The following is a 22,503-nucleotide window of genomic DNA, read 5'->3' on the forward strand; positions in this document are numbered from 1 at the left end:
GCAGTAACCCGGCCTCTAGAACAGGTCGTGCGCCGGCCAGGCGGCGACCGCCCGGTAGACGTCCCACATCATCGCGTCGAGGTCGACGCCGTTGCCGTTGGCCACCGCCGCCCAGCAGAACTCGTTCCCGGTACGCACGAGCACGGCCTCGGTGCCGGGCAGGTGTCCCGTGTGCCACCAGTTGTCGCTGGAGTTGACGGCCCAGCCGCAGGCGTATCCGGAGTTCGCCGCCGACGGCGTGGTCATCGTGCTGATCGTGTCCCTGCGCAGCAGGTCGGGCACCGTGGCGAACCCGTCGGCCCGCACCGCGAACCGCAGGAGGTCCGTGGGCGAGGCGAGCCAGCCGCCGTGGGAGTCCATCCGTCGTACGCGCATGCCGTACGGGTCGTCGGCGCCGTAGTAGACCACCTCGTCGGAGCGTCGCTCGGCGCGGGTGTCGCCGGCGAGGTGCATGTTGGTGATCCCGCTGGGCGCGAGCACGTTCTGGCGTATGTGATCGGCGTACGCCTGCCCGGTGACCTGTTCGATGACCCGGCCGAGCACGCAGTAGCCGAAGTTGGAGTACAGGTAGGTGGTGCCCGGGGTGTGCTGCAGGGGCCGGTTGTCGAGCACCCAGCCGATCAGCTGCGCGTGGTCCATGCCGGGGTTGGTGAACATCGGGTCGTTGCCGTCGTTGGTCCAGCCGCCGGCGGTGTGCTGAAGGAGGTGCTGGATGGTGATGGCCTCGATGCCCGTGCCGTACGGCTGGGTGCCGTAGCGGGTGCCGAGGACGCCGCCGGTGCCGAACACCCGTTGCCCGAGCCTCAGCCGCCCGGCCTCGACGAGCCGCATGATCGCGACCGACGTGACCGGCTTGGAGACGCTGGCGACGCGGAGCAGGTGCCGTTCGGTGAGCTGCTCGCCGGTCTCCCGGTTGGCCCGGCCGTACCCCCGGGCGAAGACGAGCGCGCCGCGGCGGGCGATCGCGAGCGAGATGCCCGCGACGCCGGCACTGGTCAGGTAGCGGTTGACGACCGCGTCGACGGGGGCGAAGTCGCCGGCGGCCGGTGCCTGGTTCCACCAGATCGCCGCGAACCGGGGCGTGCCACTGCCGTAACCGCTCACCCGCGCGGGCCGGAAGCCCTGGCTCTGGTGCGCGTCGAAGGCGAGCTGGTAGTCGGCGGAGCTGAGGCCGTGGCGGGCCGACCAGCGCGGGCCGGCGCCGCGTGCCCAGATCGCCGCGTACAGATCGGTGCCGCCCACGGTGTAGCCGCTGACGCGCATGGGGCGGTAGCCCTGACCGTTCAGCCGGTCGAATTCGGCTTGGTACTGGGCGGCGGTGAGGTTGTGGCGGGCCACCCATGGCGGGCCGCCGGTCTGCTCCCAGATGGCGGCGAACAGGGTCTGCCCGCCGACCTGGTAACCGTCCACCTGCACGGGGCGGTAGCCCTGGCCGGTCAATCGGTCGAATTCGGCTTGGTACTGGGCGGCGGTGAGGTTGTGGCGGGCCACCCATGGCGGGCCGCCGGTCTGCTCCCAGATGGCGGCGAACAGGGCCTGCCCGCCGACCTGGTAACCGACCACGTGCGCCGGGCGGTAGCCCTGGCCGTTCAGCCGGTCGAACTCGGCCTGGTACTGCGCCCCGGTGAGGCCGTGGCGCGCGACCAGCGGCGGTCCTGGCATGCGTTCCCAGATGGCCGCGTACAGGGCCTGCCCGCCCGCCTCATAGCCGTCCACGTGCGTGAGCCGGTAGCCCTGGCCGTTCAGCCGGTCGAACTCCGCCTGGTACTGCGCCGCGGTCAGGTTGTGCCGCGCCACCCAGGCGAACGGGCCAGCGGCTCGCGTCGTACCGGCGGCGAGGCGCTCGGCGAACCCCGCCGCCGGCACCATCCCGCCCCTGTCCAGGCCGATGAGCGCGCCCAGCGCGGCGCCCGCGTGCAGGACGGCGCGCCGGCTGTACGGCATCGATGGGTCGCCCATGTCGTCTCCCCCCAGAGTCGATCGATCACCTCGATCGTGGGAGCGGGGAGGGGGGAGGGCATGAGCACCCCCCTACTCAATTCGGCGACGCGGAGGCGCCTTCCACCGCGTACATGACCAGTGTGGTGAGCACGTCCTTGACCGAGTCGCGCTCGCGCACGTCGCACAGCACGATCGGGATGGTCTCGCTGAGCCCGAGCGCCCGCCGGACCTTGGCCGGGTCGTGGCGGCGGGCGCCGTCGAAGCAGTTCACGCAGACCACGAACGGGATGCCGCGCTGCTCGAAGTAGTCCACCGCCGGAAAGCAGTCCTGCAGGCGGCGGGTGTCGGCCAGCACGACGGCGCCGAGCGCGCCGACGGACAGCTCATCCCACATGAACCAGAACCGGTCCTGCCCGGGGGTGCCGAACAGGTACAGCCACAGCCCGTCGCGGATCGTGATGCGGCCGAAATCCAGCGCCACCGTGGTGGTGGTCTTGGACTCCACGCCCGAGGTGTCGTCCACCCCCATGCTCCGCTCGCTCAGCAGCTCCTCGGTGTGCAGCGGCCGGATCTCGCTGATCGTGCCGACCAAGGTCGTCTTGCCGACGCCGAAGCCGCCCGCGATGAGGATCTTGAGTGCCAAGGCCGAGGCGACCGAGGTCGCCCCCGGCTCAGAGGCTGCGTAGTCCATGCAGCACTTCCCTGTAGATGCGTTCGTCGATGGTCTGCGCCGCCGGACGCGGGCGTTCGATGGTGACCAGGCCCTCTCGCCGCAGGTCACTCAGGATCACCCGGGTGATGTTGAGCGGCAGCTTGAGGTGCGCCGCGACATCCGCCACGGGCGTGGGCCTGCGGCACACCGACAGCACGGTGTGATGCTCCGGGATCAGGTCCACGTGCGCGTGGGAGCCGCCGACCGTGGTGACGATGGCCACCAGGTCGAACGTCTCGCCCCGCGGGCGCGCCCTGCCGCCGGTCAGCCCGAACAGCCGGATCAGCGGCCCGGGATCCTCCCCGGTCACGGTCTGGCGCCGTTCCAGGCGGGTGCCGGTGCCGCTCCCCTCGGCTGGGAGGAGAGGTGCTCGCCGACCCGCTTGACCATGAGCGCCATCTCGTAGGTGACCATGCCCAGCTCGGCGTCGCCCGAGGCGATCACGGCCAGCCGGGCGCCCTGGCCGGCGGCGGTGACGAACAGGAAGCCACCCTCCATCTCGATGATCGTCTGACGTACGCCGCCCAGACCGAAGTGCCGTCCCGCGCCCATGGCGAGGCTGTGGCTGCCGGCGGAGATGGCGGACAGGTGCTCGGAGTCCTCCCGGGTCAGCTCCCGGGAGCCGCCCATGGCCAGCCCGTCGGCGGACAGCACGATGGCGTGCCGGATGCCGGGGACTCGCTGGGTGAGGTCGTCGAGCAGCCAGCTCAGTTCACTTCTGGGGTCGGGCATCGGGATGGTCGTCCTTTCGATTCCATACGTCTTGTCCCTGCTCCGTTTGGCTGCGGCCTTCCTGCCAGCCGCGCTGCATGGACGACATGAGCTGTGAGAGCTCCTCCGGCGAGCGCACCGAGACGGAGCTCCGGTCCGCGCGCTTGGCGGCACGTAGTTGCGGAGCCATATTCGCCTGCGGCACGCGCATCGGCAACCCGTCGAGGTCTTCGTCGGCATCCTGGGCCGGTACGGTGACGCTCCACTCGACGGACGGACCGGGGATGGAGGCGCCGGGCACCCGTCGCGTGACGGGGCCGGTCCTCGGCTCGGCGACGGACCCGCTACCGGCCTCGTTCGCTGAGGGGCTCACCGGTCCGTTCGCCGGGTCGATCACCGGTCCGTTCGCCGGGCCGGTTCCGGCCGGCGGGGTCTGCCTCGGCGATGCTGGGGTGGCCTCGAACCAGGCCACGCGCTCGGGCTCCGAGTCATCCACGGGCCAGTCCGGGAGGCCGCCCAGGCCGCCCGCGTCCCCGTCGGCGCCCGGGAACTCCCGGCCGTTCGCGGCCTCCGGCCCGCGGGCCGAGAAGGGCTCCGGGTCGAGGCTCGGGAAGGCATCCGAGGGGAAACTCGGGAAGGGGTCCGGAGCGACGCTGGGGAGTGGGTCCGGAGCGACGCTCGGGAAGGGGTCCGGAGCGTCGTTGGGCAAGGGCTCCGGGGCCACGGACACCACGCGGGGCCGGCCGTCGGCGGGCCCCGTGCCGAGCGCGCGCATGGGCCTGCCCGCGCGGCCCGTGGTGCGTTCCGCCGTGTGCGTCGCCGTCTGCGTCGCCGTGGTGACGGCCGGGGGCTCGGAGAGGGCGAGCAGGGCGGTGGGCAGCAGCACGATCGCCGTGGTCCCGTCGTACGGCGAGCGGCGCAGCGCGATCTTGATGCTGTGCCGGACCGCGAGCCTGGAGACCACGAACAGGCCGAGCCGGTCGCTGTCGGCCAGGTCGAACTCCGGCGGGTCGGCCAGCCGGGCGTTGAGCTCGTCGAGGGTGGCCTGGTTCAACCCCAGGCCCCGGTCCTCCACCTCGAGCGCGAAGCCGTTCGCCGCCGTCATGCTGCGGATGTGCACGGTCGTGTCGGGCGGGGAGAAGACGGCGGCGTTCTCCACCAGCTCGGCGATCAGGTGGATCACGTCGGTGACCGCGGCGCCGACCAGCATCGGGGCGTTCGGCATCGGCGCGATCGTGACGCGGGTGTAGTCCTCGACCTCCAGCACCGCGGCGCGTACGACGTCGAACAGCGACACGGGGTCGCGCCAGCGGCGCGCGGGGGCGGAGTCGGACAGGATGATCAGGTTCTCCGCGTGCCGCCGCATGCGGGTGGTCAGGTGGTCGAGCTTGAACAGGTCCTCCAGGACCTCCGGCTCCTCGATCCGGCGCTCCATGGTGTCGAGCAGCGCGAGCTGGCGGTGGAGCAGCGCCTGGTTGCGCCAGGCCAGGTTGAGGAAGACCTGGGCGACGCCCTTGCGCAGGGTCGCCTGGCCCACCGCGGCCTCGACCGCCGTGCGGCGTACGGCGGCGAACGCGTTCACCACGCGATCGACCTCGGCGGTGTGCGCCGGGTCCAGGCCGGGCGCCTCGGTGGCCGGATCCACGTCGTCGCCGCGGCGCAGCCGCTCGACCAGCCGGGGCAGCCGCTCCTCGGCCAGCTCCACCGCGGACGACTGCAGCCGCTTGAGCTCGGAGATCAGCGAACGGCCGAACCGGAAGGACAGCGCCACCGACCCGACGACCGCCAGCAGGCCCAGGACCAGGACCAGGCCGATCCGCCAGTAGGCTCCGGCCTTCAGATCCTCGGACTCGATCGAGGTGCGGCCCAGCTCCGTGTGCGTGTCCCGGTTGATCACGCTGAGGAGGGACTCGGCGTCGCTCTTCCACTCGGCCGGCTCCACCGGCGGTGATCCGTTGGTGTCCCACACGAACAGCCGGTCCTCCACCGCCTCCAGTCGCTTGTACGGGGCGCTGTCGACCAGCCTGTCGTAGCTCGCCTTCAGGGCGGGACCCGCGTCGCGCGCGGCGTTGGCGAAGAAGATCCTGCGGCTGGTCATCGCTTCGACGAACGAGGCCCGGTCGGTGGGGGTCATCTTGTGGTGCACGATCGTGTTGGTGAGCACGGCGTGCTCCCGGCCCAGGTACTCCGACGTGGCGCTGTAGGCCGCCATGCCACGCACCGCACGGGCGGAGGAGAGGCCGCTCAACGCGTCGCGGTCGCTGAACTGCCGGTAGGCGACGTCGATCAGGTCGTTGTACGCGTTGATGACCTTCAGCCGCGGGGACAACGCGCCGTCGTCCGCGGACGCGCGCAGCGACTGGAGGCCGTCGAGCGCCTTCACCAGCGCCTGCACCTCGGCCGGGGTCTCGCCTTCCGGCCCGACGTCAACGGATCCGATGACCTCGCGCAGGCGGTCGGCCTTGCTGTCGGTGATCGGCCGCTGCTCGGCCAGTGGCGCGTACGACCCGGTGCTGCGCGGTGCCGCCGCCGAAAGCTGGCGCTCCTGCTGTAACTCGATGATCAACTCCAGCACCGGCGACCCGATGGCCTCCCACCGGTCCTGCGTCTGGGAGATCGAGGAGATCTCGTCCACGCTGGAGTAGGCGATGAACCCCCACAGGGCGATCATGGAGACCAGCGGAAGCAGGAGGATCCTGAGCAGCTTGGTACGGATCGGCGGGGGCGAGCTCATCCATCATGTCCAATTCCGCGCGTGGTGTGCGCCGCTTAGCCGTCGTGAACTGGTGGTGGCCCCCCAGGTTGCCTGCCACGACTGGTACGTACGCCTGTGGTGCGTCCACTATGCCGATGGGGCACATGCACTTCAAGCTCCAGATGCGAAGAATACGGCCAAATGGCGTGTTGACAGCGTGTCAGCACACGGTTGGTGATCGTCACCGTTGGCTTTTCACCCACAGTGACGATCGCCGGACCAGCGCTGCCCGAAACTGTTGCGTGATCTCAACCTGGCACCATCCAGCCTCATGATCCGTCCCTTGCTCGCGGGCGCGTGCCTGGTGAGCGCGCTCCTCGGCTGCACCGCCGCCCCTGCCGTTGCCGGGCAGCGGTATCACGCCACCGAACTGCGTCCCGGCGACTGCATCGAGCCCATGCCCGAAAACGCCATGGTGACGGTGGTGCCTTGTTCGGTGCCGCATGCGGCGGAGTTCGCCACCACCTACGTCATTCCGAACGGCCCGTGGCCGGGCTCCGGCGAAGTGGTGGGGCTGGCCGCGATGGGGTGCGGGCCGAAGATGCGGTACGTGGAGTCGAGAATAGGTGAGGCCGGTGCGACCGTAATCGTTCCGACGGAGGCGGACTGGCCGAGGTACAGAACGGCGTATTGCCTGGCCGTCCCGTTCGACGGCGGGAAACTCGTCGGCCGCGTCATCAAGTAAAGGGACCTGTTTGAGTAACTGCTCAATAGCCGATAGTGAAAAAGCCGCCGATCACACCGCGATATTCGCCGGCCCACGGGAGAGGTCGAGCAGGAAGTAGTATCCGCCGCCGACCGTGAGCGTGTACCTGTCGAGCGTCTGCCCGGCCAGCCGGCGCTGGACCCCGGCGAACCCCTGCTCAAGATCGCCCTGGAAGGCCACGAACAGCATGCCCTGGTCCTCGGGGCCGTCATGGTAGGAGTAGCCCCGCCGGAGCATCCTGGGGGCGGCGACCCCTGAGGTGCCTGGGTTGGCGCGGCGGGTGTGGGCGTCCAGGGGAGTGATCCGGCCCTCCGGGTCGGCGTCGAACACGGGTCTGCCGGTGGAGTGGGTGCCGTCCAGCCAGGTCCCGTCGCGGCGGCGTCCCATGACCCGCTCCTGTACGGGCACGGGTTCGAGGTCCCAGAGCCGGGTGGCGAAACGGATGATGCGGACGACCTGGTAGCTGCCGCCCACCGCCCATCGCGGTTCGCCCGAGCCGGCCGCCACGCGGGCCACCTCCGCCGCGCCGGGGCTGCTCCGGTAGGAGGGGTTGCCGTGGCCCTCCATGAAACCGAACAGGTTGCGGGCCAGGGCCCGCCCTTCGCTCAGCTGGCCGCCCGCCCGGAAGCCCTGCTTCTCCCATCGGACTCGAACTCCGGGCGCGGCTCGCAGCAACGAGCCGCTCACCTGCCTGGCCAGCTCGGCGGTGCCGGCACTGACCTGAAGGAGCAGGTCGCCGTGGACCAGGGCGGGGTCGAGCACGTCTCCGACGAAGGCGGGCATCGGCGTCAGCGCGACGGGCCGAGCCGCCGCCAGGCCGGCCTTGTCGAACCACGACGCACCGAGGGCGATGGCCGCCTGTGTTCCGCCGCCGGGCTCGCGGGCCAGCCGGGCCAGCGCGTCGAGGGAGCGTACGGCATCGGCGCCGGACGGTACGTCGAGCGCGGTGAGGACGACGTGCGAAGCGGGGGGCAGGAGCACGGCGGGCAGCGGAGCGACGTCGGTGGCCTCGAACGCCGGCTCGTCGCCGGAGTCGGCGGCGGTCATCGCGCAGACGGCCGCGAGGCCGGCGAGGGCCATGGCGCCGCGCCGGGTGGTGACTCCGGGGTCGGTGGATGACGTCTGGGCTGCCGACCGGCGTGGTGTCACAGATTCTCCGTACTGTTCGACAGGACACAAAACATCAGGTTGCCGATCGGGTCAAGATCTGTTGCCGAACTGAGACGCTGTAAATAATCAGTCTTGTTTTCAGTGATCGTCCGGCTTAGTGTTCCCAATCGCCGAGTAAAGCCTATATAAAGCGGACAGTCGGGATAATTCCGACTTCCCTTGGGCATTGTCGCGGGGGAGTGCCATATGTCGGGTTTCGTCCGTGGAAAGCTCCTGGCGATACTGCTCGGGCTTAGTGTCGTCTTTTCGCCACTTCCCGTACTGGCTCAGAGCTCCCGAACCGTCTTACCCGCGGCACTTCCCGATCACGACCGGCCACCACCGGCGAGTGTCAAGGCCACGGCGGCCGTCGCGGACGCGGCGGGTCCCGCCGTCTACGCCTATGACGCGGCGGGCATGCTGACCGGCGTCACGCACCCCGGCGGCGAGGCCGCCAAGTACAGCTACGACCCGGCCGGCAACCTGACCGGCATCGAGCGGTACCCCGCGACGCAGCTCTCGGTGATGAGCGTCGTCCCGGTCGCCGGCCGGCCCGGATCGACCGTGCGCCTCTCCGGCACCGGCTTCTCCGCCACTCCGTCGGGCAACGCCGTCTCGTTCAACGGCGCCGCCGCCACCGTGACCGCCGCCACCGCCACCTCGCTCACGGTGACGGTGCCGGCGAGCGTGACCACCGGTGCGGTCGCCGTCACCGTCGGCGGCACCACCGCGCAGGCCGGGACGTTCACCGTGGCCGGTCCTGGACCCGCCCTCACCGCGGTCACTCCGCAGACCGGTCCGCCGACCACCGCGGTCACCATCACCGGATCCGGCTTCGCGAGCGCGCTGTCGGACAACATCGTCAGCATCAACGGGTTGCGCGCCGAGGTGACGGCGGCCACGGCCACGCAGCTGACGTTCGTGGTTCCCAACGGCGCGAGCTCCGGCAAGGTGCTGGTCGCGACCCCCGCCGGAGAGGCGACCTCAGCCGCGGACTTCATCGTCCCCCTGACCGCGGTGGACCCGGCCACCATCGAGAACACGACCCGCCTGCAGGTCGGCGGCGAGGCGCAGCCCGTCCTCATCTCCAGCGCGGGCAAGTCCGCGCTCGTCGTGTTCGACGCGCCGGCGTCAGGTGAGGTCGACGTCGGGCTGACGGGGAGCACGCTGGGCACGATCAACGCGACCGTCTACAACTACGCGGGCACGAGAATCCAGAACGTCACTGTCTCCAGCAGCAGTGGATCACTGCACCTCAGCGGTCTCGCCGAAGGGCGGACCTACCAGCTCCTGCTCGATCCGAGCACGGCGACGGCGACAGGTCAGGTCACGGTGACGCTGTCGTTCCCGGTGTCCGGCGGCCTGCTGTCGGCCACGGCCGCGGGATCGACCGCGACGATCGCCCGGCCGGGCCAGCGCGCGGTCTTCACCTTCGTCGGGGCCGCGGACGCCGCCGTGAGCGTGGGATTCACCGGTAGCACGATCGACAAGTACTGGAACGTCGACGTGGTGGGGCCGAACGGCACGGTGGTCGACAACTACAATTACTCCGCCGGCACGTCAGGTGACCTCGATCTTCCGAAGCTGCCGATATCCGGCATTTACCGGGTCGTCATCGATCCCGCCTCCGCCGCGACCGGCTCGGTCACGGCGACGCTGTCGTCCCCGGTGTCCGGCGGCCCGCTGTCGGCCACGGCCGCGGGATCGACCGCGACGATCGCCCGGCCGGGCCAGGACGTGGCGTTCACTTTCACCGGGGCCGCGGACGCCGCCGTGAGCCTGGGATTCACCGGCACCACGATCGACAAGTTGTGGATCGTCAACGTGACGGCCCCCGACGGCACGACGGTGGTCGACAGCCGGATCTTCGCCGCCGGCGCGTCGGGGGAGATCGACATTCCGAAGCTGCCGGCGTCCGGCACCTACCGGGTCGTCGTCGATGCCAACTTGGGCGGTACCGGCTCGATCACGGCGACGCTCTCCGTACCGGTGGCCAGTGGCGTGCTGTCGGCGACGGAGGCCGGGTCGGTCGTGACGATCGCCCGGCCGGGCCAGGACGCGGGATTGACCTTCGCGGGCACCGCCGACGCCGCGGTGAGCCTCGGTCTCACCGCGAACACCTTCGGCAAGACGATCTACCTGGACGTGGTGGCGCCGGACGGGACCGTCGTCGTGGACAACCAGTTCCTGTCCTCGACGACCTCCGGTGAGATCGACATCGCCAAGCTGCCGCAGACCGGCACCTACCAGGTGCTGATCGACCCGGACCAGGCGAGCACCGGCTCGGTCACGGTGACGCTGTCGAGCCCGGTGTCCGGCGGCCAGATCACGGCGACGGGCGCGGCCGCGGTGCTGCCGATCCCGCGGCCCGGTCAGGACGCCATCCTCACCTTCGCCGGGACGGCGGACCGCCCCGTGAGCCTGGGGCTGACGGCGAACACGCTGACCAAGTCGGCGTACGTCAACGTGCTGGCGCCGGACGGCACGGTCACGGTGAAGAACTTCTACGTGTCCGCCGCGGCCGCCGACGAGATCGACATCGAGAAACTTCCGCAGACCGGTACGTACCGGGTGGTGATCGATCCCAATGACGCGGCCACCGGCTCGATCACGGCCACGCTGTCCGAGCCGCTCACCGGGACGCTGACGCCCACCGGCGCCGGGGTGACGTCGGCGCTCTCGCGCGCCGGTCAGGACGCGGTCCTGACCTTCGCCGGGACGGCGGACCGCGCCGTGAGCCTGGGGTTGACGGCGAACACGCTGGCCAAGGCCGTGTACGTCAACGTGCTGGCGCCGGACGGCACGGTCACGGTGAAGAACTTCTACGTCTCGGCTGCGGCGGCTGACGAGATCGACATCGTCAAACTTCCGCAGACCGGTACGTACCGAGTGGTGATCGACCCCACCCAGGCGGTCACCGGCTCGATCACGGCCACGCTGTCCGAGCCGCTCACCGGGACGCTGACGCCCACCGGCGCCGGAGTGGCGGCGGCGATCTCGCGCGCCGGTCAGGACGCGGTCCTGACCTTCGCCGGGACGGCGGACGGCGCCGTCGGCATCGGCCTCACCCCCAACACCGTCAACCAGCCGATGTACGTCAACGTGCTGGCGCCGGACGGCACGGTCGTGGTGAAGAACACCTATATCTCGGCCGCGACGGCCGACGAGATCGACATTGCCAAACTCCCGCAGACCGGGACGTACCAGGTTGTGATCGACCCGACGAAGGCGGGAACGGGGTCGGTCACGGCCACGCTCTCCAACCGGATCGCGGCCGGCTCGCTCACCCTGGGCGGCGCCGTCGTCAACGCCACGATCGCCCGCGCCGGGCAGGACGCGGCCTACACCTTCACCGGCACCGCCGCCCAGAAGGTCAAGCTCGCCGTCACCGGGGTGCCGAGCTTCACCGGGCCGATCTACGTGGCCGTCATCAAGCCTGATGGGACCCAGCTCAGCAACACCTACATGTCCGCCAACACGACCGTCAACGTCGCGGACCTTCCCGCGGCCGGGACGTACACGGTCGTGGTCGACCCGACCAAGGGCCTGACCGGGCAGGTCGGCCTCGCGCTCGCCACCAGGACCACGCTCGCGCCGCCGGCGCCCGCCGCCACGGACGCGACCTCGGGTCCGGCCGCCTCGCCGTCCCCGACCCCGTCGGCCACCCCGGCGATCCGGCCCGCCACCTTCGCCGGTGAGACACCGTACGGCGAGGGGGACTGGAAGCCCGACAAGGGCAACCTGCAAGGCGTCGACTGGAACATCCGGCGGGCCGAGCCCGCGACGATCGAGCCGGCGCTGGCTTCCACCGGGGTCACGGCACTGTCCGGCGTGATCCGGACGATCGACGGCAAGCCGCTGCCGAAGGTCGCGCTGACCGTCGGCCGGGTCAAGGGGACCACCGACGGCAAGGGCCGCTTCCTGCTCACCGGTCTGCCCGCCGGAACCTCGACGCTCGACGTCGACGGTGCCGCGGCCAGCACGAAGGGCCACCGCTACGGCTTCTACTCGGTCAAGGTGGACCTGGCCGCCGGGCGGACCACCGTGCTCCCGTACACCATCTGGATGCAGCGGCTCGACACCCAGTACATGGTGAAGTTCGACTCGCCGGCCACCAAGGAGGTCGTGCTCACCACGCCGAAGATCCCCGGCCTGGAGGTGCGCATCCCGGCGGGGTCGGTGATCCGCGACAAGTTCGGCAAGGTCATCACCGAGCTGGGCATCACGCCGATCCCGATCGACCGGCCGCCCTTCCCGCTGCCGCCGAACGGCATCGTGCCCGTCTACTTCACCGTGCAGCCCGGCGGCACCTTCGTCTTCCCCGACGGCGCCCGCGTCGTCTACCCGAACTACACCAAGCTGCCGCCGGGCCAGACCGTGGACTTCTGGAACTACGACCCGGAGCGGCAGGGCTGGCACGTCTACGGTCACGGCAAGGTGAGTGCCGACGCGACGCAGGTCGTACCGGATCCCGGCACCAAGGTGTGGTCGTTCTACGGTGGGATGTTCAACACCGCGTCGCTGCCGAAGTGGCTGCAGGGCTGGTTCAAGGACGTCTGGGACTGGATCAACGGCGACCCGGTGCAGCTGTCCACCGGTCAGCTCATGGACTCGCGCACCGACCTCGCCGTCGACGACGTGCTGCCGATCGAGGTCACCCGCACGCTCTACCAGGGCGACACCGCCAACCGTGACTTCGGGATCGGGCAGATCGGGGCCTACAACGCCTTCCTGCACTCGGAGCAGCAGTACCAGGAGGTCGACCTCTACATCCCGGGCGGCGCGATCATCCACTACGTCCGGACCTCTCCAGGAACGGGCTTCGGAGACGCGGTCTTCGCCGCCGTGAACACTCCCGGCGAGTACCGAGGCTCGACCATCAGACGCGACAACACGCGCGACGGCTGGGAACTGTGGCGGCGCGACGGCATGCGGTACTACTTCCCGCAGTACCAGCCGCTGGCGGAGATCAGGGACCGCAACGACAACACGATCACCTTGACCCGCGACGGCCAGCTCAACCTCGTCCAGATCACCTCGCCCAACGGCAAGTGGATCAAGCTGGCGTACAACGCGAACAACCGGGTCACCGGCCTGCGGGACAACATCGGCCGCACGGTGGGCTACACGTACAACACCGGTGGCAGGCTGGAGACGGTCACCGACACCGGCGGCAAGGTCATGAGGTACACCTACGACTCCGCCGGCCGCATGTTCACCGCGACCGACACCCGGGGCATCACCTACCTGACCAACGAGTACGACGCCGCGGGCCGCGTGGCCAAGCAGACGCTGACGGACGGGCAGATCTACACGTTCGACTACGTCACCGACACCGCCGGGAAGATCACCGAGACCCGGGTCACCCAGCCGAACGGCGCGGTGCAACGGATCACCTTCAACGCGGCCGGCGCGGCGACCAGCCAGACCGAGGCGTACGGCACGCCCGAGGCGAGCACGACGACCTTCACCCGCGGCAGCGGCCAGCGGATCGACTCGATGACCGACTCCACGGGCCGGACCACGTCCATGTCCTACGACGGCGAAGGCCGGCTCACCCAGTCCACCCGGCTGTCGGGCACCCCGGCCGAGGCGAAGGGCGTGAAGACCGTCTACGGCGGGCCCTTCGACCTGCCCTCGGCCGTCACCGACGAGCTGGGCAAGACCACCACGTACGAGTACGACGACAAGGGCAACCTCCTCACCGAGACCGACCCGCTGGGCCGGGTCAGCAAGACCCGCTACAACTCCGCGGGCCAGGTGCTCACCGTCACCGACGCGGCCGGCAAGGTCACCACCAACACCTACAGCCTCGGCGACCTGAAGACCTCCACCGATCCGACAGGCCGCGTCTCCCGCTTCTTCACCGACAACGCCGGCCGGATCACCCAGACCACCGACCCGGCCGGAGCCGTCTCGACGATCGCCTATGACGCCCGCAACCAGATCGGCTCCGTGACGGACCCGCTGGGCCGGACGTTCGCCTTCGGCTACGACGAGAACGGCAACCGCACCAAGCTCACCGATCCGCGCAACAACTCGATGTCCTGGGAGTACGACGCCTCGGACCGGGTCACCAAGGTCACCGACCCGCTCGGCAGATCGACGATCACGACCTACGACAAGGCCGGGCAGGTCGCCACCACGACCAGCCGCAACGGCAAGCTCACCAAGTTCGCCTACGACGCCCTCGGCCGGACCAAGCAGGTCGACTACGGCGTCAGCGGCACCACCGCCGAATCGACCGTGGTCTTCACCTACGACGAGGCCGACCGGCTCAAGCGCATCGCGGACACGGCCGCCGGCGGCGACACGGTCTTCACCTACGACGACCTCGACCGGGTCACCCGGGTCACGCGCCCGGCCGGGCAGGTCGACTACGGGTACGACGCGGCGGACCAGCGGACCAGCGTCACCGTCCTCGGCCGGGCGCCCGTCACCTACGACTACGACGACACCGGCGCGGTCAAGCGGATCGCCCGCGGAAACGTGGCCGTGGCCCCGCACTACGACGACGCGGGCCGGGAGGACCGCCTCGACCTGCCCGGGGGCTGGAGCCAGCACTACGGCTACGACGACGCGGGCCGGGTCACCGGGATCACCTACCGCCACGGTACGACCGACAAGGGCGGCCTGGCCTACGGCTACGACCCGCTCGGCCAGATCGCCGACGTCACCGGCTCGTTCGCCAAGGTCGCGCTGCCGGCGGCGGTCAGCGGGATGGTCTACGACGCGGCCAACCGGCTGACCAGCCGTTCGGGGCAGACGCTGTCGTACGACCCCGACGGCAACCTCACCGGCGACGGCACCACCACCTACGACTGGAACGCCCGAGGCCAGCTCAAGGGCCTCAGCCGGGCCGGCCTGACCGCCGGGTTCCGTTACGACGCCGAGGGGCAGCGGGACCGCCGCACGGTCAACGGCACCGTGACCGGCTACCTGGCCGGCGGGGACAACCCCATCGCCGAGACCGACGCGTCGGGGAACGTCACGGCCGAGCTGATGTCCGGCGCGATCGACCAGTGGTTCGGCCGCACCAGCGGGGCCGGGACCCAGACCTATCTCACCGATCTCCAGGGCAGCACGCTGGCGCTCGGCGCCGACGACGGCAGCCTGAAGACGGCCTACTCCTACGACCCCAACGGCGGCACGACGGCCACCGGTGATCCGGGCGGCAACGGGTTCACGTACACCGGCCGCGAGGACGACGGCACCGGCCTGCTGTTCTACCGCGCCCGCTACTACAGCCCGACGCTCGGCCGGTTCATCAGCGAGGACCCGGTCGGCGTCGACGGCGGGGCCAACCTCTACGGTTACGCGGCCGGCGACCCGGTCAACGCGACCGACCCGAGCGGCAACAGCCCGATGCTGGCCGCCTGCCTGGGCGGCGCGCTGTTCGGCGGCGGCCTGGAGTACCTGACCCAGCGGCTGTCCGGCCGCAAGGTCGAGTGGGGCAGCGTCGGCGCGCAGGCGCTGCTCGGCTGCGGGCTCGGGATGTTCGGCAAGGCGTTCCAGTTCGGCAAGGTCGCGCAGTGCGTGGGCAACAGCTTCACCGGCGACACCCCGGTCCTCATGGCGGACGGGACACGCAAGCCGATCAGCGAGGTGCGGGTCGGCGAGCTGGTCATGGTGACCGATCCGGCGACCGGGGCCACCCGCGGCGAGCCCGTCACCGCGCTCATCCAGGGCCTCGGGTCGAAGAGCCTCGTCGAGCTGACCGTGAACCTGGACGGAGAACGGGGCACGGTCACCGCGACCGACGGGCACCCGTTCTGGGTCCCGGACCGCCGCGAATGGGTCGAGGCCGGCGACCTCGTCCCCGGCACGTGGCTGCGGACCTCCGCCGGCACCTATGTGCAGGTCAGCGCGGTCCGCAAGCTCTTCAGATGGGACCGCGTCTACAACCTCACGGTCGGCGGGACGCACACGTTCTATGTGGCCGCCGGCGCGGCGAACCTGCTGGTCCACAACGGCGCCTGCCCGAAGGCGTCCTGGCTCGGCAAGGCCAACTTCACCAGCCAGAAGACGATGAGCAAGAAGTTCGACGCGCACGCCGCCGACTTCGGCATCAAGGGCACCCGCAACAAGGCCTCGATGCAGGCGTTCGAGAAGGCCATGCGGGACCACATGGCCGCGCCGGGAACCAAGATCTACCGGTTCAACTACCGGGGACAGGGCACGGCGGTCGGCTTCATCGATCCCAGTACGGGCAAGATGGTGATGCTCCACGCGGACGGGTCGTTCTGGTCCGCCTGGAACCTCGGAAGCAAGCAGCTCGCGGGCATCATAGACAAGGGTTACCTGTATTGACGGCAGGCGGAGGCGACCCCGCGACGAGTGGGGAGCTGGCCGAGGCGCTCCTCGACGGCCCCCACCGGTTCGGCGGCCGGTGGCTGGACGAGGGCGCCAAGGCGGTGGTGCCGGTGCCCGCGTCCTGGCCGCCGGACGAACGGCTCGCGGGCCGGGTCTCCGCCGGCGCCCGGGCGTCCGGCGTGGACCACGTCCTCGCCGGGCGGGTCGGCGCGCGGCATGCCGCCGAAGGCGTCCTTGAGCTGCGGGTGCCGCTGGCCGGGCTGCCCCGGTCCGACAGCGGCCTCCTGCTCGCCCTTCCCGGGCTGTCCGGCGCCGTCCTCGTCACGGGGCAGGGATACGCGCTGGTCGCGGGGGACGCCCGGTTCGTCCGGGCGTGCCTGGACACCGGGATCGACGAGGCCAGGGTGAGGTTCGCCAGATACGCGAAAAGGCTGGCCGGCTCGCGGCCGGAGCTGGCGACGATCGCCGCGCGGTTCCCTCCGCGACATCCGTCGGCGTCCACGCCGGCCGAGGTCGCTCCGGGCACCGGGGTGGCCGAGCAACTGGCTCTTATGAGGGCACTGGCGTGCGGCGACCTGCCCGCCGCATCCTTCGCGCCGGCCTGGCTGGCCGCCCGCCGACGCTCCCTTGAGGAGGGAGATCGGGTCCGTGACGGCCTGGAACGGGCACTGCTGGACGTCTTCTACGCCCTGGAGGACTACACGGCCGACCCGGACCTTCGCGAGCCCGGCGACCTCTCCGACGAGGAGCTGACCGCCCGGGTCCGCGAGTCCCTCGCCGGCCTCGCCCCGCCTGAAGCCGCCCCGTCGTGAGGCCGCCCCGTCGTGAGGCCGCTCCGTCGTGAGGCCGCCCCGTCGTGAGGCCGCTCCGTCGTGAGGCCGCCCCGTCGTGAGGCCGCTCCGCCCCGGAGCCGCGATGATGGACGATCACCCGAGCCACCGCCGACCTCCTCCGAGGGCTTGCGCCAGCGGCCGACCTTCATTGAGATGGATTCACGTAAGGTCGCGTGCGCGGCGAAAGTGAACCGGTAAATTCAGGGGCGGCCGTATGAAGCGACCCACGATCGACGACATCGCCCGCAGGGCCGGTGTCTCGAAGGGTGCGGTGTCGTTCGCGTTGAACGGCCGTCCCGGCGTCTCCAGCGCGACCCGCCGCCGCATCCAGGCCATCGCCGCCGAGCTGGGCTGGCAGCCGAACAGCCTGGCGCGGGCCCTGTCCGACGGGCGGCCCGACGTGCTGGGTCTCGTGGTGGACCGGCCGGCGCGCACGCTGGGGCTGGAGCCGTTCTTCATGCAGCTGATCTCCGGCATCGAGGCCACGCTGTCGGCGGCGTCCGTCGGACTGCTGCTGCAGATGACCGAGGACCCCGAGCACGAAATCGCGATTTATCGGAAATGGTGGGCGCAGCACCGGGTGGCCGGGGTGTTCGTCGTCGATCTGAGGGCCGAGGACGCCAGGATCGCCGTGCTGGAGGAGCTGAAGCTGCCCGCCGTGGTGATCGGCGGACCGGAGGGGACGGGGCGGCTGCCCGCCGTCTGGAGCGACGACGCCGGCGCGATCGGCGTCGTGATGGAGCACCTGGCCGCGCTGGGGCACCGCAGGATCGCCAGGGTCGCGGGGCAGGAGGAGCTCAGGCACACCCGCGTCAGGACCGGCGCGATGCGGGAGGCGGCCGCCAGGCTGGGGGTGGCGGCCGTCACCGTGTACGCCGACTACAGCGGCGAGAGCGCCGAGCGGATCACCCTCGACCTGCTGCGCGGGCCAGGGCGGCCGACCGCCATCGTGTACGACAACGATGTGATGGCCGTGGCGGGCACCGCCGCCGCTCGCGAGGCGGGGATCTCGGTGCCCGCCGAGCTGTCCGTCGTGGCCTGGGACGACTCCGCCCTGTGCCTGCTGTCCCGGCCCCACCTGACGGCGGTGAGCAGGGACATCGCCGCGTTCGGCGCCCAGGCCGCCAGGTCGCTGCTCGACCTGGTCGAGGGCCGCGAGGTCGGCGACTCGCGGCAGGCCGAGCCGCGCCTGGTGGACAGGGGGAGCACCGCCCCCTGCGCTGACCCGGTTCAGTAACCGAGCGGAAATCTCACCGACTAATCATTGCAACTAAACGGGTTTAGTGATGGCATGTCAGCCAATCCCCGCTGCTCAAGCCCGGAGGGTTGATGACATCGTTCCGCCCCCTGCATGAATCCTGGACCGTCCGCTCGGCGAGCGGCGACGTGCGGGCTCCGGCCACGGTCCCCGGTTGCGTGCACACCGACCTGCTCGCCGCCGGGCTGATCCCGGATCCCTACCTCGACGACAACGAGAACCGCGTGGACTGGGTGGGCCGTACCGAGTGGCGTTACGAGACGGAGTTCTCGTGGGACGGCACCGAGCACGAGCACACCGACCTGGTCTGCGAAGGGCTCGACACCGTGGCCGAGATCGAGCTCAACGGCGTTCTCGTGGGCGAGACCGCCAATATGCACCGCTCCTACAGGTTCGATGTCCGCCAGGCGTTGCGTGTCGGAAGTAACCGGCTGGCGATCACGTTCCGGCCGGCGCGGGAGTACGCCGAGCGGCTGAAGGACGAGCTCGGCGACCGGCCGAGCACCTACACGGAGCCCTTCAACTTCATCAGGAAGATGGCCTGCGACTTCGGCTGGGACTGGGGGCCGACGCTGGTCACGGCCGGCATCTGGCGGCCGATCGGGCTGCACGAGTGGACCGGTGCCCGGCTGGCCGCCGTGCGGCCGGTGGTGAGCGTCGCCGACGGTGTCGCCCGGGTCGCCGTGCACGTCGAGGTCGAGCGGGCCGTACAGGAGAACCTGCTGATCACCGCCAGTGTCTGCGGCAGGTCTGTTATGGGAGCGCTCCCAGAGGACAAAGCGCTGCTTGAGCTCGAAATCTCCCAACCGGAGCTGTGGTGGCCTCGGGGGTACGGCGCGCAGCCGCTGCACGAGCTGACCGTGACGCTCGGAGACGACCTCGATGCGTGGCAGTCGAAGATCGGGTTCCGGACCGTCGAGCTGGACACGGCGGACGGCGCCTTCACGATCGAGGTCAACGGCCGCCCGATCTTCGCCAAGGGCGTCAACTGGATCCCCGACGACTGCTTCCCGGCCAGGATCGACCGCGCCCGCTACGCCGAGCGGCTCGCGCAGGCGTGCGAGGCCGGCGTCAACCTGATGCGCGTCTGGGGCGGCGGGCTCTACGAGAGCGACGACTTCTACGACCTGTGCGACGAGCTGGGGCTGCTGGTCTGGCAGGACTTCGCGTTCGCCTGCGCCGCCTATCCGGAGGAGGAGCCGCTGCGTTCGGAGGTCGAGGCCGAGGCCCGCGAGAACGTCACCCGCCTCATGCCGCATCCGAGCCTGGCCCTGTGGTGCGGCAACAACGAGAACATCTGGGGCCTGTTCGACTGGGGCTGGCGCGCGAAGCTGGCCGGGCGGAGCTGGGGCGGGGGCTACTACCTCGACCTGCTGCCCGGCATCGTGGCCGAGCTCGACCCGGGCAGGCCGTACTGGCCGGGCAGCCCGTACTCGGGGTCGATGGACCTGCATCCCAACGACCCTGACCACCACAACATTCATATCTGGGATGTCTGGAACGAACGCGACTACACGGCCTACCGCGAATACCGGCCCCGGTTCGTCTCGGAGTTCGGCTTCCAGGGGCCCGCCACGTACGCGACCATCAGGCGGGCCATCGGCGACGAGCCGCTCACGCCCGACTCGCCCGGCATGCGGCACCACCAGAAGGCGATCGACGGCGAGCTCAAACTGGCCGCCGGGCTCAAGCCGCACTTCCCGCCGCCCACGAGCTTCGCCGAGTGGCACTACCTGACGCAGGTCAACCAGGCCAGGGCGATCCAGCTCGGCGTGGAGCACTTCAGGTCCCTGTGGCCGCACTGCGCGGGCACGATCGTGTGGCAGCTCAACGACTGCTGGCCGGTCACGTCGTGGTCCGCGATCGACGGCGACGGGCGCAGGAAGCCGCTGTTCCACGCGCTGCGCCGGGCTTACGCCGAGCGGCTGCTGACCATGCAGCCGCGCGATGGCGGCCTGGCCCTGGTGGCCGTCAACGACACCGACGAGCCGTGGGTGAGCACGGCGGTGGCCGCGCGGCTCGGCGTGGACGGCGTTGAGCTCCAGGCCGAGAGCTTCGACATCGAGGTGCCGCCGCGCGGCGCGGTCACCGTGCCCCTAGGCGTGGGCGAACCGGCCGACCCCGCCAGAGAGCTGGTCGCGGTGCGCGCGGGGGAGCGCCGGGCGCTGTGGTTCTTCCTGCCGGACAAGGATCTCGACCTGCCCGAGGGGCGGTGCACGGTGACGGTCGAGGGGCTTGACGTCACGGTTGACGCTCACACGCTGGTCCGGGACCTGGCGATCTTCCCCGACCGGGTCCACCCCGACGCCGAGGTGGACGACCAGCTCATCACGCTGCTGCCCGGCGAGAGCCATCGGTTCCGGCTGAATCGCGACATCGGAATGAGTGTGCCGATCACCTGGGTGAATGCCCATACCCCCCACATGGAGATGTAGATGAGAGTCAAGCAGATCATGGCAGGCGCCGCGCTTGCCGTACTCACCGCCTGTTCGGGCGGCGGGGTGCCGCTGACCGCCGGCAGCACCGCGCCCAGCTCCGCGTCGGCCCCGGGCGGCGCCGCCAAGGACGTGATGGTGAACGTCGCCGCCGCGACCGGCCAGTTCACCGAGAACTTCAACCCACTGGTCCAGGGCGTCCCCAACCTCATGGGCACGTGGGGGATGATCTACGAGCCGCTGATGTTCTTCAACCAGTCCAAGTCCGGCGACGTCCAGCCGCTGCTGGCCACCAAGTACGAGTTCGGCGACGACGGCAGGTCGCTCACCTTCACCCTGCGCGAGGGCGTGAAGTGGAGTGACGGCAAGCCGTTCACCGCCGAGGACGTGGCGTTCAACTTCCTCTACCGCCGGGACAAGAAGGACCTGAACGCGGCCGGCACCAACATCAAGGACGCGCAGGTCCTCAGTCCCACCCAAGTGAAGATCACCTTCACCGAGCGGATGTACACCAAGCTCTCGGACGTCGCGGGCGCCCCCACCTACATGGTGCCCAAGCACATCTGGGAGAAGATCGACAAGCCGAGCAAGGAGACCAACCCCAAGCCGGTCGGCACGGGGCCGTTCATGGTGGGCGAGTTCACACCGCAGAGCTACACCTTCCTCAAGAACCCGCTGCACTGGGACACCGGCAAGCCCAAGATCGCTGGGCTGCGGTTCTGGACGTACAACAACAACGACGCCTCCATGCAGGCGCTGGTCGCCGGGCAGCTCGACTGGGCCGGGATGTTCATGCCCGAGCCGGACAAGCAGTTCGTGGCCAAGGACCCGCAGCACAACCAGTACAAGAACGAGGCCCACCTCTACATCACCAACCTGATCCCGAACCTCACCAAGGCGCCGCTGAACGACCTGGCCGTACGCCAGGCCGTCAACGTCGCGCTCGACCGCGACAAGATCATCGACCTGGCGTTCGCCGGGCTCGGCAAGCCGGTCAGCCCGCTGGGCCTGGTGCTGCCGCTCTTCCAGGACTACGTCTCGCCGAAGTACGCCTCGCTGAAGCTCGAGTACAACCAGGACAAGGCCCGCCAGCTCCTTGAGGCGGCCGGCTACACCAAGGGCGGCGACGGCTACTACGCCAAGGACGGCAAGCGCCTGTCCATCACCTGCCACCTGGTGACCGGCTGGACCGACTACATCTCCGCCGCCCAGGTCATGAAGCAGCAGCTCAAGGAGGTCGGCATCGAGTTCAAGGCGAAGGAGGTCTCCTTCAACGCCTTCGTCGACATCCAGCAGAAGGGCGACTTCCAGGCGATGCTGTGGAACGCCTGGGGCGGCCCCCTCCCGTTCCAGATGTACAACAACATCCTCAACAGCAAGAGCGTGCCCCCGGCCAACCAGAACATGGCCCGCTACAAGAACCCGGCCGTGGACGAGGCGCTGGAGCTCGTCGCCAACACCCCGCCGGAGCAGGCGGACACGATCAAGCAGGCCCTCTACGCCATCCAGGACGCGGTCGTGGCCGACCTGCCCTACATCCCGCTGCAGCAGTCCAGCTCCCTGGCGGAGTTCCGGACCACCAACGTCACCGGGTGGCCCACCGAGCAGAACCCGTACGCGCTCGGCCTGCCGTTCTCCCACCCCGACAACGGCATCGTGGCCAAGAACCTCCAGCCGGCGCAGTAATCAC

The 22,503-nt window shown here is 70.2% G+C and carries 12 protein-coding genes; 6 read left to right on the forward strand and 6 right to left on the reverse strand.

The annotated features are described in order from the left end of the window. Window positions 1-15: 15 nt before the first annotated feature. The 5 genes from AB0B91_RS10750 to AB0B91_RS10770 form a co-directional block, all read right to left on the reverse strand. Window positions 16-1,959 carry a serine hydrolase gene (locus AB0B91_RS10750; protein ID WP_358318056.1) on the reverse strand — a complete coding sequence of 648 codons (1,944 nt, stop codon included), beginning with the start codon at window positions 1,957-1,959 and terminating at the stop codon, window positions 16-18. 76 nt (window positions 1,960-2,035) lie between these two features. Continuing rightward, window positions 2,036-2,632: an ATP/GTP-binding protein gene (locus AB0B91_RS10755; RefSeq protein ID WP_358318057.1), complete on the reverse strand. Its 597-nt coding sequence runs from the start codon at window positions 2,630-2,632 to the stop codon at window positions 2,036-2,038. Further along, complete coding sequence (locus tag AB0B91_RS10760; RefSeq protein ID WP_358318058.1) at window positions 2,613-2,963, reverse strand: DUF742 domain-containing protein; 351 nt, start codon at window positions 2,961-2,963, stop codon at window positions 2,613-2,615. The genes AB0B91_RS10755 and AB0B91_RS10760 overlap by 20 nt, the downstream gene beginning before the upstream one ends. After that, entirely contained in the window at window positions 2,960-3,385 is a 426-nt protein-coding gene (locus tag AB0B91_RS10765) for a roadblock/LC7 domain-containing protein (protein ID WP_358016687.1), read from the reverse strand. The genes AB0B91_RS10760 and AB0B91_RS10765 overlap by 4 nt, the downstream gene beginning before the upstream one ends. Next, window positions 3,366-6,098 carry a nitrate- and nitrite sensing domain-containing protein gene (locus tag AB0B91_RS10770; RefSeq protein ID WP_358318059.1) on the reverse strand — a complete coding sequence of 911 codons (2,733 nt, stop codon included), beginning with the start codon at window positions 6,096-6,098 and terminating at the stop codon, window positions 3,366-3,368. The genes AB0B91_RS10765 and AB0B91_RS10770 overlap by 20 nt, the downstream gene beginning before the upstream one ends. A 292-nt stretch (window positions 6,099-6,390) precedes the next feature. Here AB0B91_RS10770 and AB0B91_RS10775 point away from each other — a divergent pair, with 292 nt between their 5' ends. After that, a complete protein-coding gene (locus AB0B91_RS10775; RefSeq protein WP_358318060.1) occupies window positions 6,391-6,804 on the forward strand; it encodes a hypothetical protein in 414 nt (137 codons plus the stop codon). 51 nt (window positions 6,805-6,855) lie between these two features. On the opposite strand, the gene AB0B91_RS10780 is transcribed toward AB0B91_RS10775, so the two are convergent. Next, on the reverse strand, window positions 6,856-7,974 hold the full coding sequence (locus AB0B91_RS10780; protein WP_358318061.1) for a Dyp-type peroxidase: 1,119 nt from the start codon (window positions 7,972-7,974) through the stop codon (window positions 6,856-6,858). Between the two features lie 207 nt (window positions 7,975-8,181). Here AB0B91_RS10780 and AB0B91_RS10785 point away from each other — a divergent pair, with 207 nt between their 5' ends. The 5 genes from AB0B91_RS10785 (at window position 8,182) to AB0B91_RS10805 (ending at window position 22,499) form a co-directional block, all read left to right on the forward strand. Then, entirely contained in the window at window positions 8,182-16,284 is an 8,103-nt protein-coding gene (locus AB0B91_RS10785) for an RHS repeat-associated core domain-containing protein (protein ID WP_358318062.1), read from the forward strand. After that, complete coding sequence (locus AB0B91_RS10790) at window positions 16,281-17,099, forward strand: hypothetical protein (RefSeq protein ID WP_358318063.1); 819 nt, start codon at window positions 16,281-16,283, stop codon at window positions 17,097-17,099. The genes AB0B91_RS10785 and AB0B91_RS10790 overlap by 4 nt, the downstream gene beginning before the upstream one ends. A 235-nt stretch (window positions 17,100-17,334) precedes the next feature. Continuing rightward, window positions 17,335-18,357: a LacI family DNA-binding transcriptional regulator gene (locus AB0B91_RS10795; RefSeq protein ID WP_358318064.1), complete on the forward strand. Its 1,023-nt coding sequence runs from the start codon at window positions 17,335-17,337 to the stop codon at window positions 18,355-18,357. A 92-nt stretch (window positions 18,358-18,449) separates the two neighbouring features. Further along, entirely contained in the window at window positions 18,450-20,813 is a 2,364-nt protein-coding gene (locus tag AB0B91_RS10800) for a glycoside hydrolase family 2 protein (RefSeq protein ID WP_358318065.1), read from the forward strand. Beyond that, on the forward strand, window positions 20,814-22,499 hold the full coding sequence (locus AB0B91_RS10805) for an ABC transporter substrate-binding protein (RefSeq protein ID WP_358318066.1): 1,686 nt from the start codon (window positions 20,814-20,816) through the stop codon (window positions 22,497-22,499). It abuts the gene before it with no gap. Window positions 22,500-22,503 lie beyond the last annotated feature (4 nt).

The organism is Nonomuraea sp. NPDC049141 (genome assembly GCF_040648415.1).
GTDB lineage: Bacteria > Actinomycetota > Actinomycetes > Streptosporangiales > Streptosporangiaceae > Nonomuraea.

Coding starts and splice junctions, on each gene's coding strand:
- AB0B91_RS10750 (WP_358318056.1), bottom strand. CDS start 1,959: ATGGGCGACCCATCGATGCCGTACAGCCGGCGCGCCGTCCTGCACGCG.
- AB0B91_RS10755 (WP_358318057.1), bottom strand. CDS start 2,632: ATGGACTACGCAGCCTCTGAGCCGGGGGCGACCTCGGTCGCCTCGGCC.
- AB0B91_RS10765 (WP_358016687.1), bottom strand. CDS start 3,385: ATGCCCGACCCCAGAAGTGAACTGAGCTGGCTGCTCGACGACCTCACC.
- AB0B91_RS10770 (WP_358318059.1), bottom strand. CDS start 6,098: ATGAGCTCGCCCCCGCCGATCCGTACCAAGCTGCTCAGGATCCTCCTG.
- AB0B91_RS10775 (WP_358318060.1), top strand. CDS start 6,391: ATGATCCGTCCCTTGCTCGCGGGCGCGTGCCTGGTGAGCGCGCTCCTC.
- AB0B91_RS10785 (WP_358318062.1), top strand. CDS start 8,182: ATGTCGGGTTTCGTCCGTGGAAAGCTCCTGGCGATACTGCTCGGGCTT.
- AB0B91_RS10795 (WP_358318064.1), top strand. CDS start 17,335: ATGAAGCGACCCACGATCGACGACATCGCCCGCAGGGCCGGTGTCTCG.
- AB0B91_RS10800 (WP_358318065.1), top strand. CDS start 18,450: ATGACATCGTTCCGCCCCCTGCATGAATCCTGGACCGTCCGCTCGGCG.
- AB0B91_RS10805 (WP_358318066.1), top strand. CDS start 20,814: ATGAGAGTCAAGCAGATCATGGCAGGCGCCGCGCTTGCCGTACTCACC.